The sequence below is a fragment of the Nonomuraea sp. NPDC049419 genome (genome assembly GCF_040676995.1).
Classification (GTDB): Bacteria; Actinomycetota; Actinomycetes; order Streptosporangiales; family Streptosporangiaceae; genus Nonomuraea; species Nonomuraea salmonea.
Genome location: NZ_JBFAQB010000012.1, coordinates 65323 through 79207 on the forward strand (window position 1 = coordinate 65323; position 13885 = coordinate 79207).

At 72.6% G+C, this 13885-nt stretch carries 12 protein-coding genes; 9 read left to right on the forward strand and 3 right to left on the reverse strand.

The features are described 5' to 3' along the window. The first annotated feature begins 19 nt into the window (after window positions 1–19). The 3 genes from AB0K12_RS30185 (at window position 20) to AB0K12_RS30195 (ending at window position 3930) form a co-directional block, all read left to right on the forward strand. Complete coding sequence (locus tag AB0K12_RS30185; RefSeq protein WP_364568488.1) at window positions 20–1054, forward strand: aldo/keto reductase; 1035 nt, start codon at window positions 20–22, stop codon at window positions 1052–1054. 229 nt (window positions 1055–1283) lie between these two features. Further along, window positions 1284–2948, forward strand: coding sequence for an acetolactate synthase large subunit (locus AB0K12_RS30190; RefSeq protein ID WP_364568491.1), 1665 nt, complete (start codon window positions 1284–1286; stop codon window positions 2946–2948). Window positions 2949–2958: 10 nt separating this feature from the next. Then, window positions 2959–3930: a tyrosine-type recombinase/integrase gene (locus AB0K12_RS30195; protein ID WP_364568494.1), complete on the forward strand. Its 972-nt coding sequence runs from the start codon at window positions 2959–2961 to the stop codon at window positions 3928–3930. A gap of 81 nt (window positions 3931–4011) precedes the next feature. On the opposite strand, the gene AB0K12_RS30200 is transcribed toward AB0K12_RS30195, so the two are convergent. Continuing rightward, window positions 4012–4407, reverse strand: coding sequence for a RidA family protein (locus AB0K12_RS30200; protein ID WP_364568497.1), 396 nt, complete (start codon window positions 4405–4407; stop codon window positions 4012–4014). Between the two features lie 127 nt (window positions 4408–4534). On the opposite strand from AB0K12_RS30200, the gene AB0K12_RS30205 reads away from it, so the two are divergent. Further along, on the forward strand, window positions 4535–5509 hold the full coding sequence (locus AB0K12_RS30205; RefSeq protein WP_364568500.1) for a WYL domain-containing protein: 975 nt from the start codon (window positions 4535–4537) through the stop codon (window positions 5507–5509). A gap of 18 nt (window positions 5510–5527) precedes the next feature. On the opposite strand, the gene AB0K12_RS30210 is transcribed toward AB0K12_RS30205, so the two are convergent. Beyond that, window positions 5528–7150 carry a SulP family inorganic anion transporter gene (locus tag AB0K12_RS30210; RefSeq protein ID WP_364568503.1) on the reverse strand — a complete coding sequence of 541 codons (1623 nt, stop codon included), beginning with the start codon at window positions 7148–7150 and terminating at the stop codon, window positions 5528–5530. A 407-nt stretch (window positions 7151–7557) separates the two neighbouring features. Beyond that, window positions 7558–8160, reverse strand: a complete 603-nt coding sequence (locus AB0K12_RS30215; RefSeq protein WP_364568505.1) for a TetR family transcriptional regulator — start codon at window positions 8158–8160, stop codon at window positions 7558–7560. Window positions 8161–8227: 67 nt separating this feature from the next. Here AB0K12_RS30215 and AB0K12_RS30220 point away from each other — a divergent pair, with 67 nt between their 5' ends. The 5 genes from AB0K12_RS30220 (at window position 8228) to AB0K12_RS30240 (ending at window position 13876) form a co-directional block, all read left to right on the forward strand. Then, on the forward strand, window positions 8228–10204 hold the full coding sequence (locus tag AB0K12_RS30220; RefSeq protein ID WP_364568508.1) for an ATP-binding domain-containing protein: 1977 nt from the start codon (window positions 8228–8230) through the stop codon (window positions 10202–10204). Window positions 10205–10307: 103 nt separating this feature from the next. Beyond that, a complete protein-coding gene (locus AB0K12_RS30225; RefSeq protein WP_364568511.1) occupies window positions 10308–10577 on the forward strand; it encodes a hypothetical protein in 270 nt (89 codons plus the stop codon). Window positions 10578–10627: 50 nt separating this feature from the next. Further along, window positions 10628–11224, forward strand: a complete 597-nt coding sequence (locus AB0K12_RS30230) for a CoA pyrophosphatase (RefSeq protein WP_364568514.1) — start codon at window positions 10628–10630, stop codon at window positions 11222–11224. Window positions 11225–11560: 336 nt separating this feature from the next. Beyond that, entirely contained in the window at window positions 11561–12220 is a 660-nt protein-coding gene (locus tag AB0K12_RS30235) for a lysophospholipid acyltransferase family protein (RefSeq protein ID WP_364568517.1), read from the forward strand. 81 nt (window positions 12221–12301) lie between these two features. After that, window positions 12302–13876: a penicillin-binding transpeptidase domain-containing protein gene (locus AB0K12_RS30240; RefSeq protein WP_364568520.1), complete on the forward strand. Its 1575-nt coding sequence runs from the start codon at window positions 12302–12304 to the stop codon at window positions 13874–13876. Window positions 13877–13885 lie beyond the last annotated feature (9 nt).

Sequence of the window (13885 nt, forward strand, 5' to 3'; positions counted from 1 at the left end):
CCACGCTCAAGGAGTTTTGATGAGAACGCGACCCCTGGGCCGTACCGGCATCCAGGTCTCGCCCTTCGCGCTGGGCACGATGATGTTCGGGCGGACGGGCAACCCCGATCACGACGCGTGCGTCCGCATGATCCACCGGGCGCTGGACGCGGGCGTGAACGTCATCGACACCGCCGACGTGTACGGGCCCGGCGGCGAGTCCGAGGAGATCGTCGGCAAGGCTCTCCAGGGCAGGCGGGCCGACGTCGTGCTGGCCACGAAGGTCAACGGCGTCATGGGCGAGGGGCCCAACCGGGGCGGGAGCTCGCGGCGGTGGATCGTGGCCGAGGTCGAGGAGTCGCTGCGGCGGCTGCGTACCGACCACATCGACCTCTACCAGATCCACCACCCCGACCCTGACACCGACATCGAGGAGACGCTGTCCGCCCTGACGGATCTGGTGCGGGCCGGGAAGGTGCGGGCGTTCGGCCTGTCCAACACGCCCGCGTCGGAGATCGTCGAGGCCCAGTGGACGGCGGAGCGGCGCGGGCTGCACCGGCCGCGGACGGAGCAGGCCACGTACTCCGTGCTCAACCGCGGCATCGAGCGCGAGGTGCTGCCCGCGTGCCGTCGCCACGGCATGGGGGCGCTGGTGTGGAGCCCGCTCGCGATGGGCCTGCTCACGGGCCGCTACCGCAAGGGCGGTTCCGGGCCTTCGGGGGCGCGGCTGCACTGGGTGCCCCGGCACATGACCGACGAGCGCAAGCTCGACGCCGTCGAGCGGCTCATCCCGCTCGCCGAGGAGGCCGGGCTGTCGCTGACGCACCTGGCGATGGCGTTCGCGATCGCCCACCCCGGGGTCAGCTCGGCGATCATCGGCCCCCGGACGATGGAGCAACTCGACGACCTCCTGGCCGGCGCCTCGGTCACCCTGGACGACGACCTGCTCGACCGCATCGACGAGATCGTCCCCCCAGGCACCGACCTCGGCCCCATCGACGTCGCCCACCCCCCGCCCGCCCTCACGGACGTCACCCTCCGCCGCCGCCCCAAGCCTGACCGCCCAGCCGCCTGAGGCATGTGGGCACCCGCCCTGAACCGGCGCGCTGCCTGAGGCCGGTCAGTTCGGGGTTCGGCGTTCGCGGTCCAGGGCACGGCTCCACTGTGCTCCCTGGTGAGAAGCGGGTTCCAGGCGCTGTCAATGCCATGACGACCGGTCACAGGCCCGGGCGGAGGGCGCGGAATGAACCGGCGGCGAGGCGTGCTGTGAGGGGTGCAGTCACAGAGGGAAGAAGGCGTTTCGCATGTCAGCGCAGGCCACGCGACGGACGGCGGCCCAGCTCATCGTGCAGGCTCTGGAGGCGGAGGGCGTCGAATACGTCTTCGGCATCCCGGGCGAGGAGAACATCCATTTCGTCGACGCGCTCAACGACTCCTCCATCCGCTATGTCCTCGTCCGCCACGAGCAGGGCGCGGCGTTCATGGCGGAGATCTACGGCAGGCTGACCGGCAAGGCCGGCGTCGCCTCGGCCACGCTCGGCCCCGGCGCGATCAACCTGCAGCTCGGCGTGGCCGACGCCACGACCAACAGCACGCCGGTGGTGGCGATCACGGCGCAGGTGGGGCTCGACCGCATCTACAAGGAGTCGCACCAGGTGGTGGACCTGGTGTCGCTGTTCAGGCCGATCACGAAGTGGTCGGAGCTGGCGCCGTCGCCGCAGGCGCTGCCCGAGCTGATCCGCAAGGCGTTCAAGACCGCGCAGACCGAGCGGCCGGGCGCCGTCTACCTGGCCATCCCCGAGGACGTCGAGTCGGCGCCGCTGCCCGAGGGGCTCGCGCCGCTGCCGCTCAACGTCGTACGCCCCCAGGACCCCTCACCTTCGCAGGTCGCCCGCGCCGCCGAGATCCTCGCCACCGCGCGCCGCCCGATCGTGCTGGCCGGCCACGGCGCCACCAGGGCGGGCGCGTCCGACGCGCTGGTGCGGTTCTCGGAGAAGCTGGGGCTGCCGGTGGCGACCACGTTCAACGGCAAGGGCGTCTTCCCCGACGACCACCGGCACGCGCTCGGCGCGGTCGGCTTCATGCGCCACGACTACGTGAACTTCGGCTTCGACGAGGCCGACGTGCTCATCACGGTCGGCTACGAGCTGCAGGAGTTCGACCCGGTCAAGATCAACCCGGCCCGCGACAAGAAGATCATCCACGTGCACCGGTTCCCCGCCGAGGTGGACGACCACTACCCGGTGGCGGTCGGCGTGCACGGCGACATCCCGCGCTCGCTGCACGCGCTCGGCGACGCCGTCCACCGCCGCTTCACCATGAACGGCACCGGCGAGAAGATCCGCCGCATGCTGCGCGAGGAGCTGGAGCAGGGGCGCGAGGAGAACGGGTTCCCGCTGTCGCCCCGCCGCGTGGTGAGCGACATCCGCGAGGCCATGGGCCGCGAGGACATCGTGCTGGCCGACACGGGCGCGGTGAAGATGTGGATGGCCCGCATGTACCCGACGTACGAGCCGAACACGATGCTGGTCTCCAACGGGCTGTCGTCGATGGGGTTCTCGGTGCCGGGCGCGCTGGCCGCCAAGCTGGCCCACCCGCGGCGCAAGGTGCTGGCGGCGACCGGCGACGGGGCGTTCCTGATGAACTCGCAGGAGCTGGAGACCGCCGTGCGTGAGCGCATCCCGTTCGTGGTGCTGGTGTGGGAGGACGGCGCGTACGGGCTCATCGAGTGGAAGATGGACCTCGAGCTGGGCCGCGACTCCCACGTGGCCTTCGGCAACCCCGACTTCGTCAAGTACGCCGAGAGCTTCGGCGCCCGCGGCTACCGGATCTCCAGCGCGGACGAGCTGCTGCCGACGCTGCGCAAGGCGCTGACCGACGACGTGGTGTCGGTGATCGCGGTGCCCGTCGACTACTCGGCGAACCTCGGCCTGACCGACAAGCTGGGCGAGCTGACCGGACCCTTCTAAGATCGTCCGGGTGAGCCTGCCCGCCGTATCCGCCGCGGGGGCGCCGCCGGTCGAGCCGGCGCGCGACCCGTACCACGTCTATCTCGACTCCCTGACCAGCCCCGAGTCGCGCCGCACGATGCGCGGCTGCCTCGACCGGCTGGCCCGCCTGCTGACCGGCGACGAGCACGCCACGGGCGCGGGCCAGCCGTGGCATCTGCTGCGGTACGAGCACACCGTGCGCATCCGTACGATGCTCACCGATCAGGGCTGGTCGGCGGCTTACGTCAACAAGCACCTGGTGGCGCTGCGCCGGGTGCTGAAGGAGGCGTGGCGGCTCGGGCAGACCAGCGCCGAGGACCTGGCGCGCGCCTCCGACCTGGCTCCGGTGCGGCAGAGCCGGCTGCCCGCCGGGCACCACGTGCCGCCCGAGGTGGTGGGGGCGGCGCTGGCGGCGTGCGACGACTCCCCGGCGGGCAAGCGAGACGCGGCGCTGATCGCGGTGCTCTACTCGACCGGGTGCCGCCGCGCCGAGCTGGGCGGGCTGTCGCTGGCCGACTACGACCCGGGCGCGCGCTCGCTGCGGGTGCGCGGCAAGCGCGACAAGGAGCGCCTGGTCTACCTGACCGCCGACGCGATCGGGCTGGTGGAGCGGTGGCTGGCGGTGCGCGGCACCGCGCCGGGGGCGCTGTTCAGCCCGATCAGCACCGCCGGGCGGCTGCGGATGCGCGACGGGCGGCCGGTGGGGCTGACCGGGCAGGGCATCTCCGACATCCTGACCCGCCGGTTCGGGGCGGCCGGCGCGGCTCGCCGCACGCCGCACGACTTCCGCCGCACGTTCATCGGCGAGCTGCTCGACGCCGGCGTCGACCTCGCCACCGCCCAGGCCCTGGTCGGCCACGCCAGCCCCGCGACCACGGCCCGCTACGACCGCCGCCCCGAACGCACCCGCCGCGAAGCCGTCGACCGCCTCACCCTCCCCAAACCCCGCCCCCTAGCCTGAACCGCGCTTTCCCCCTGGACGGGCCGGGTGGCTTGGGGCGGTCGAGGCCGCGCCCGCCGGGGCTGGGCGGGCGCGGGAGGGTCAGGAGGCGGCGGTGGCCTCCAGTTCGACCAGGAGGCCGGGGAGGGCCAGGCGGGTGACGCCGAGCATCGTGGTGGCCGGTGCCACGCCCGCCGCGCCGAGCCGGCCCGCCAGGACGCCGTAGTGCTCGAAGAGGCGGTCGACGTCGGTGGTGTAGACGTTCAGCCGGACGACGTCCGCCAGCGACATGCCGGCCTCGGCGAGCACCGCCTCCAGGTTGTCGAGGCTGAGCGCGAGCTGCGCGCCCATGTCATCAGCGTGCTGCGGCTTGCCGTCGGCGTCCATGGCGGTCTGCCCGGAGCAGTGCAGCGTCCTGGTCTCCCCCGAGACGATCTCGCCCTGGTTGTAGCCCAGGTTCAGCGACCACGGCCACGGGTTGACCGCCGTGCGTTCCATCGTGGAGTCAGCTCCTTCTACAAGATCGGCCGACGCGTGTGAGCGCCGGCGCGGTTGTTCGCGTCGGTGATCAGCTTCCCGGCAAATCACGACATCTTGTGTCGTGTATCTCTGTAGGGTTCTCGGCGTGCGTGCCGACCGCTTGGTCTCCCTGGTGTTGCTGCTGCGGCAGCACGGCCGGATGTCCGCCGCCGCGCTGGCCCGCGAGCTGGAGGTGTCCACGCGTACGGTGCTGCGGGACATCGAGGCGCTGTCCGCCGCCGGCGTCCCCGTCTATGCCGAACGCGGCCGGCACGGCGGCTTCGCGCTGCTGCCCGGCTTCCGTACCGAGCTGACCGGCCTGAATCATGACGAGGCCCTCGCCCTGCTGGTCGCCGGGTCGCGGCGCGGCGCGCAGGCGTTCGGGCTGGGCTCGGCGCTCGCCTCGGCGATGCTCAAGGTGGTGGACGCACTGCCCGACAGCTACCGCGACACCGCGGCGGGCGCGGCGGAACGCCTGCTCATCGAGCCGGAGACCGACCTGCTCGCGCGCCGTCAGCCCTCCGACGAGGTGCCTGACACGGTGGTGGCGACGGTGCTGCGGGCGGTGTTCGGCGGGCGACGGCTGCGCCTGCGCTACGCGCCGCCCGACCGGGAGCCGTCGTGGCGCACGGTGGACCCGATCGGGCTGGTCACCGTGCGCGGGCGGGGCTACCTGCTGGCGACCCGCTCGGGGGAGGACCGTACGTACCGGCTGTCGCGGGTGCTGGCCGTCGAGGAACTGGACGAGCCCGCGCAGCGGCCCGACCGGGTGGACCTGGACCGGGCGTGGCAGGAGCGCAGCACCCGGTTCCGGCATGGCGACGACCAGGTCGGCGTGGTCGTACGGGTGCACCCCGAGCGGCGCGAGGAACTGGTGGGCACCGCCCTGTCCGTACGCAGCGAGGAGACCGGCGAGGACGGGTGGCTGCGGCTGGAGGTGAGCTTCCAGGACCGCAGGCACGCCGTCTGGGCGCTGTGGCAGCTCGCGGCCGGCGCGGAGGCCCTGGAGCCGCAATGGCTACGGGACGCCCTCCACGCCCGCGCCACCGCCATCGCCACCCGCTACCAGCACCAAACCTGACCCGCCCTCGCGGAGAGGTCACCCGGCCAGGCGGGGGACGATGCCGGTGGTGTGGAGGCGTTCGCGGGCCGCCGCGATGGCCTCGTCGGTGGTGGCGAACACGCGGCCCGCCTGGTGCAGCCGGGCGATCACGCCGAGCGCCTCGAGCGGCCGGTGGTGCCCGTCGGGGATGCCGGACACGTACACGGCGATGCCGCGCTGCTCCAGCCGGGCGACGGCGTCACCGAGCACGAGCGCGCCGCTGGCGTCGATGGTGCTGACCCGGCTCATGCGCAGCACCACCACCGACACGCCGGTCACCGCCGACACCTCCAGCAGGAAGCGGTGGGCGGCGGCGAAGAACAGCGGCCCCTCCAGGCGGTAGGTGACGATGTGCTCGGCCAGCAGGGCATGCTCCTCCACGGTGTGCTGCGGCTGCAGGTCGTGGCGGAGCGGCTCCTGGTCGAAGCGGACGTTCCCGGCGATGGCCCGCAAGGCCAGCGCCCCGGCCACGACCAGCCCGAGGATGACGGCCCACACGGTGTCGAGGGTCAGCGTGGCCACGGCGGTGAGCACGAGCACCACGGCGTCGGCGCGGGTGGAGCGGACCATCGCGCGTACGGCGCCGACCTCGATCATGCGGACGGCCGTGGCGAGCAGCACCCCGGCCAGCGCGGCGAGCGGGATGCGGGCGACCAGGCCGGCGGCGGTGCAGACGAGGGCGCCCAGGATGAGCGCGTGGGCCAGCGCGGCCAGCCGTGACCTGGCGCCCGAGCGCACGTTGACGGCGGTGCGCACGGTGGCGCCGGTGCCCGGCATGCCGCCGAACATCGGGGCGACGAGGTTGGCGACGCCCTGGCCGAACAGCTCGCGGTCGGGGTCGTGGCGGGTGCGCCCGGTCATGCCGTCGGCGACGGTCGCCGACAGCAGCGACTCCAGCGCCGCCAGCGCGGCCACGGCGACGGCGGGCGCGAGCAGGGACGGCAGCGCGGCCAGGTCGAGGAAGCCGAGCGAGGGCACCGGCAGCCCGGCGGGCAGGGCGCCGATGCGGGCCAGCGGCAGCCCGGCCAGGTCGGCGACGATGGTGACGGCGGCAACTGCGACCAGCGAGAACGGCACGGCGGGCCGCAGCGCGGCCCCGGCCAGCAGGACGACGGCGACGGCGAGCGTGGTGCCGAGTGCCCACCAGTGCGGCGTGGCGAGGAAGGCGGCGACGGCGTGCCAGGCGATGACGGCCACCTTGTCGCTGTCGTACGCGGGCACGCCCAGCGCGTACGGAAGCTGCTGCAACGCGATCACGCAGGCCATGCCGACGGTGAACCCCGCGACGACGGGAGCGGGAACCATGGCCACGTGGCGGCCGGCCCCGGCCAGGGCGAGCCCGAGGAGCAGCAGACCGGCCAGCAGGCCGACGGTGAACACGCCGGTGGCGCCGTGGGCGCTCATGATCGGCATGAGGATGACGGTCATCGCGCCGCTCGCCCCCGACACCTGCACCGCGGATCCGCCGAACAGCGCCGCCAGCGCCCCGGCCACCACGGCCGTGGCCAGCCCCGAGGCGGCGCCCAGCCCGGAGGAGACGCCGAACCCGAGCGCGAGCGGCAGCGCCACGACGGCCACGGTCAACCCGGCCATCAGGTCGGTACGCGGACTACCACGCATCTCCGCCAGATCGCCACGCCGCGGCGACAACGCCCGAACGCGCCGAAACACCGCGGATTCCCCGCAATATGCCAGCATGCGCCCGAACATCCCGCCAGGCCGGTGCGGCAGCGCGGACCGCACGCGGCCGAACAGTCCGGCGGACAGGCGGCGGGATCGCGCGGTGCGGTCGCCGCCCCCAGGCTCGGCCGTCACGTCGAGTTACCGATCAGATCGCTGCTGTGACGGCATCGGCGCGCGAAAGAACCGCTCACCCTCACTCCCTCCGAGTGCCCGACAACCCCGCGAATGTCCCGAATTGCAGAAGTTTGCAATCGGTCAAGAGGTCGTCAGAATATCAACTACACCCCCTCTCACCTGCTTAAACTTCGCCCCCATCGGGCATCGCGCGAGCAAGCTCCCGGCGATCATCCGGGCAACAGGGAGAAGGCGCGCTCGGCCGCCCGCACCGCATCGGCCTCCACCTCGGCCAGCGGCCGGCCGTCGGCCAGCATCGCCCAGTTGCGCCGTGCCAGCACCCGCTGAGTGGACACCAGCAGCCCGGCCAGCAGGGTCGCGGTCAGCTCGTCGGAGGTCTCGGCCAGCGCCCCGGCGAGCAGCTCCTCGTCGCGCGCCATGTGCTGGTGCAGCCGGGCCAGCAGGCCGGGCGCGGTGAAGAAGACCATCCGGTGGTACGCCACCACCTCGGGCTCGTCATTGAGCCCCGTCACGGGGTCACGCCTGGCCAGCCCGTCGAGGAAGTGCCGGCGCAACGCCCGCACGGGCGACTCCCCCGAGGCCCGCTCGCGCACGACCCGGGCGGACTCCCCCAGGTGGTCGGCGATGCGGTGCAGGACCAGGTCCTCCTTGGTCGGGAAGTACTTGAACAGCGTCGGCTTGGACACCCCCGCCGCCGCCGCGACCTCCGTCACGGGCACCTCGTCGAAGCCGCGCTCCAGGAAGAGCGTGATGGCGGCCGAGGAGATGGCCTCGCGCACCCGCTGCCGCTGCAGCTCCCGCAGTCCCGTCATGAGACCCACCCTAGCAAGAGTGTTAACCTGGTTAATATCTTAACCGAGTTAACACTTTGGAGGTGTGATGGCGACGCTCGACGAGGAGCGCGCGTACGTCGAACGCTGCAAGGACGGCCTGCGCAGGATGCTCCAGGACGCGCGGGACAACGTCATCGTCGGCGAGACCGTGGCCGGCGACCGCTACAGCGCAGAACGGCTGGGACGCCACCTCAAGAGCCTGGCCAAGGAGCTGAGCGAGGCGCCCGACGGCCCGCCGTTCTTCGGCCGGCTCGACTTCGGCCATGACTCGGGCGAGCACCGGGGACGCGCGTACCACATCGGCCGCCGCCACATCGCGGGCGAGCACGGCGGGACGCCCGTGGTGGTCGACTGGCGCGCGCCGGTCGCGCGGGCCTTCTACCGGGCAAGCGCCCGCGACCCGCAGGGCGTCGCCGTACGCCGCCGCTTCGGCTGGTCGGGCCTCACCCTGACGAGCTTCGAGGACGAGCGGCTCGGCCAGGGCGAGGAGGGCGAGAGCAGGATCCTCGCCGCCGAGATCGAACGCCCCCGCGTCGGCCCCATGCGCGACATCGTCGCCACCATCCAGCCGGAGCAGGACGACCTCGTCCGCGCCGGCCTCGACACCTCGCTGTGCGTCCAGGGCGCGCCGGGCACCGGAAAGACCGCCGTCGGCCTGCACCGCGCCGCGTACCTGCTCTACGCCCACCGCCGCAGGCTCGAACGGTCGGGCGTGCTCGTCCTCGGCCCCAACCGCGCCTTCCTCGGCTACATCTCCGCCGTCCTGCCCGCGCTCGGCGAGATGGACGTCGAGCAGACCACCCTCGAACGGCTGCTCGCCACCGTCCCCGTCACCGCCGCCGACGCCCCCGCCACGGCCGCCGTCAAGCACGACGTCCGCATGGCCGAGGTACTGCGCAGAGCCCTCTACGGGCGCATCGGCAAGCCGGTCGAGCCGGTCGCCGTCCCCGACGGCTCCTACCGCTGGCGGGTCTACGAGGACGAGCTGCGCCGCATCGTGGACGACACCCGCCGCGCGTCCCTGCCGTACGCGGTCGGCCGCGAACGCGTGCGCGCCCGCGTCGTCGCGGCCATCCACCGGCAGGCCGAGTCGCGCGGCGCCACCCCGAACGCCGCCTGGCTGCGCAAGATCGGCCGCGCCGTCACGACCTGGCTCGACACCGTCTGGCCGGCCGCCAAACCCGTCCAGGTCCTGTACGAGGTCCTGCGCGGCCCCACCGGCGACGCCCCCGATCCCGCCCGCGGCCTGCTCACCGACACCGAACGTGAGGCGCTCACCTGGGCGAAGCCGCCCCGGAGCGTGAAGACCGCGAAGTGGTCGGCGGCCGACCTCGTGCTGCTCGACGAGATCGCCGGGCTCATCGACCGGCCGCGCGGCTACGGCCACGTCATCGTGGACGAGGCCCAGGACCTGTCGCCGATGGAGTGCAGGGCCGTCGCCAGGCGCAGCGAGCACGGCTCGCTCACCGTGCTGGGCGACCTGGCCCAGGGCACCACCCCGTGGGCGGCCACCTCATGGGAGGACCGCCTGGCCCTGCTCGGCAAGCCGGACGGCCAGGTCGTCGCGCTGACCACCGGCTTCCGGGTGCCGGCCGCCGTGGTGGACCTCGCCAACCGGCTGCTGGCCGCGCTGGAGGTGCGGGTGCCCGAGACGCGCTCGTACCGGTCGGACGGGCGGCTGCGCGTCACCCCCGTCACCGGCATGGGTAAAGGCGTGGTCGCGGCGGTGCGCGAGGCCATGACGTTCGAGGGGTCGATCGGGGTCATCGCCGCCGACGCCGACGTCCCCGCACTCACCGCCGCGCTCAGGGACGAGGGGCTCGACGTGGGCGAGCGCCTCAGCGTCATGCCCGCCACGCTGTGCAAGGGCCTGGAGTACGACCACGTCGTCGTCGCCGAACCGGCCGCCATCGCCGAGGCCGAGCGGCGCGGGCTCAACCGCCTGTACGTCGCGCTCACCCGCGCCGTCTCCCGCCTCGACGTCCTGCACGCCCGCCCGCTCCCTCCGCAACTCACGGCTTGAGAGGGGCGGATGCCGGGAACGAACACACCGTCACCGCTTGAGAGAAGCCGGCCCTTGACATCCTCCCCCGCCCGCAGGCGGGGGGTTTCCTCGGAGGTTTCTGATGACCTCACCTCATGACCCGCCCGACGGCGCCCCGCGCACTCCCCCCGACGCCCAGCCGCGCCCCGGCGACCAGATGCTGTCCATCATCGGGTTCGCCTGCGCGGCCATGGCCCTGCTGTTCATCCCCATCCTGTTCGGGCTGGCCGGAGTGGTGCTCGGCATCGTCGGGCACACCCGCGGCGAGCCGCTCGGCCGGTGGGCCGCCACCGCCGCGGGCGCGGCCATGCTGATCGGCATCCTGCTCGGCATCCTCTTGACCACCACCTGACCCGGTCCAGGCGCCGTAACAGGCACCGTGAGGCGTGAGATCCTTGACGGATGCTTCCGCCCATCGACGAGCTGCGTCCGCAGGTCACCGCCCGGCTGGCCGCTTTCAGGCGGCGGGAGGTCCCGGTCGCCGACGGGCTGCGCAGGGCCGGGGTCACGGTGTGCGTGCTGGAGGACGCCCGCCGCAGCCCGTACGTCGTGGTGATCCGCCGTGCGGCGGCCGGGCGCAACGCCGGTCAGTGGGCGCTGCCCGGCGGGCGGGCAGACGACGGCGAGCGGCCCGAGGCGGCGGCGCTGCGCGAGCTGGCCGAGGAGACCGCCGTCACCGGGGTCGAGGTGGCCGGGCTGCTCGACGACTTCGTCACCGACTCGGGGTTCGTGATCACGCCGGTGGTGGCGTTCGGCGGGCGGCAGGAGCCGGTGGGCGATCCCCGGGAGGTGGCGTCGGTGCACGCCGTCCCCTTGGAGCGCTTCCTCGCGCCGGGGGTGCCGCGCTGGCGGGGCGACCTGCTGCAGATGCCGCTGGGGCCGTCCATCGTGATCCACGCGCCGACGGGGGCGATCCTGTGGCAGTTCGCCGAGGTGGCGCTGCGGGGCCGTGAGCAGCGCGTCTTCGACGTCGCCCAGCCCCGCTGGACCCGCACCTGACCGATCTTCGCACACCGCCCGATTCCGGGTGATTCAGGACGGTACGGAGCGCCTGGTCAGGGCCTCGGGAACCCCTCCCAACAGGGGCCCAAGAGCGTGCCACGATTACCTTTAGGGCTCCCTGGTGTGCTTAACTCAAGATTGCCGATGTGGTTTGTGTCCCCCGGGCCGCAAATTACCGCCTTCACGGAATACCGTTCGGCTGGAGCCGTGTTGTGCACCTCGCCGAGGAGGCGACCGCCACATCGGCCTAACAGCTTTCCCAGGCGCCCCGCACACCCGCGGGGCGCCTGCTTTATTGTGGGGTGGCCGTCAGCCGATCATCAGGAGAGCTCGTTGCTTTACCACGTGGCCAAGTTCGCCTCGACGCCACTCGTCCATGCGATGTGCCGTCCGCACATCTCCGGCGCCGCCCACGTGCCACGCACCGGACCGGCGATCCTGGCCGCCAACCACCTGTCGGTGCTCGACTCGTTCCTGCTGCCCGCGCTGCTGCCACGGCACGTGACGTTCACGGCCAAGAACGAATACTTCTCCGGCAACCCCGTCTCGGGCTTCTTCATGCGTCTGGGCCGCAGCCTGCCGATCGACCGCGAGAGCGCGCACGCCGCGCAGGCCATGCTGGACGAGGCCGCCGCGCTGCTGGAGCGGGGCGAGCTGTTCGGCATCCACCCCGAGGGCACCCGCTCCCCCGACGGCCGCCTCTACCGCGGCAAGATCGGCGTGGCCTGGCTGGCGCTGCGCACCGGCGCCCCGGTGCTGCCCGTGGCGCTCAGCGGCACCGAGAAGGTGATGCCGTTCGGCGCGAAGGTGCCGCGGCCCGCGCCCATCGGCATCGCCATCGGCGCTCCCCTGCGCTTCACCGGCGACCACACCAAGGCGCAGGACCGGCGCCGGGTCACCGACGAGATCATGGCCGCCATCCAGAAGCTTTCCGGCCAGGAGTACGTCCCGAAGTACGCGGCCAGCGTCAAAGCTGAGAATGGTATGTCCTGATTGGGAGCTCCCGCTAGTCTCGGAAGCTGTCGTCGAGGAGCAGGGGGCTGATCAGTGGCGCGGGGCCGTACCATCGCGATCGTGTCCGTGGCGTCGGTGCTCGCGGTGGGGGCCGCGGCCGGGGGCGCCTACTACGTGCTGCACACCCGCGGCACGCCGGCCGAGACCGCGCAGCGGTTCGCTGCGGCGTGGCAGGCGGGCGACAAGGGCGCGATGACGAAAGAGCTGGCCAAGGCGCAGCCGCTCACCGCCTACGACCAGCAGCGCAGCGCGCTCGCCGTCGAGTCCACCGCGATCGAGCTGGGCCGGGTCACCGAGGGCGACGGCCGGGCCAGCGTCCCCTACACCGCCAAGCTCGAGCTGAAGAACATCGGTGAGTGGACCTACGAAGGCAAGATCGATCTGGTGGTGGCCGACCGTACGTGGAAGGTTGACTGGAAGCCCTCGACGCTGCATCCGTCGCTGACCTCCGGCGCCGAGTTCTCGCTGAAGACCCGCTGGCCTGAGCGCGCCGCGATCACCGACGCCGAGGGCTCGCGCATCGACGACGGCACGGTCGGCGGGTCGGTGCAGCAGCTCGTGGGCTACCTGGTCAAGGCCACCAAGAAGGACGTCGCCAAGCTCGGCTCGTCCTACAAGGTCGGCCAGGCGGTCGGGAGCCACGGGCTGCAGGCGACGTTCCAGAAGCAGCTGGCCGGCACGCCCACGACCGAGATCAAGCTCGGCGACAAGACGCTGAAGACCATCGAGGGCGCCGAGGGCGAGCCCGTGCAGACCAGCCTCGACCCGCGCGCCCAGGCCGCCGCGGTGACGGCGGTCAAGGACATGAAGAAGCCTACCTCGCTGGTCGCGATCAAGGCGTCGACCGGCGAGATCCTGGCCGTGGTCAACAACGTGGGCGGGTTCAACCGGGCGCTCGACGGCCGCTACCCGCCGGGCTCGACGTTCAAGGCGGTGACCGCGATCGGGCTGCTCGCCGCCGGCATGTCGCCGCAGGACAAGGTCACCTGCCCCATGTACGCCACCGTCGGCGGCCTGAAGGTCCGCAACTCCGACAAGGAGGAGTTCGGCTCCATCTCGTTCCTCGACTCCTTCGCCCACTCGTGCAACACCACGTTCGCGCCGCTCGCCCAGTCGAAGCTGGGGGCCGCGAAGCTGCTCGACGCGGCCGAGGATGTCGGCTTCAACCAGCCGCTGACCATCGGCGTGCCGGCCACCAAGGCCAGCTTCCCCAAGGCGCAGTCCGACGCCGAGCTGGCGGCGGAGTCGTTCGGGCAGGCCAGGATCACCGCGAGCCCGCTGTCGATGGCCTCGGTCGCCGCCGCCATCGCCGACGGCACCTGGCGCCCGCCGACGCTGGTGCCGTCGATGAAGCAGAAGCTGTCGGAGCGCGAGCTGCCCGCCAAGGTGAAGGCGGGGATGCACCAGATGATGTCGGCCGTGGTGACCAAGGGCACCGCCCGCTCGGCCGGCCTGCCCGCGGGCACCCACGGCAAGACCGGCACGGCCGAGTTCGGCACCGGCGAGAAGCTGGAGTCGCACGCCTGGTTCATGGGCTTCAAGGGCGACGTGGCGTTCGCGGTGGTCGTCGAGGGCGGAGGCGGCGGCGGCGCGGTCGCCGCCCCGGTCGCCGCCACGTTCCTGAAGAACTACTGATCGGCCCGC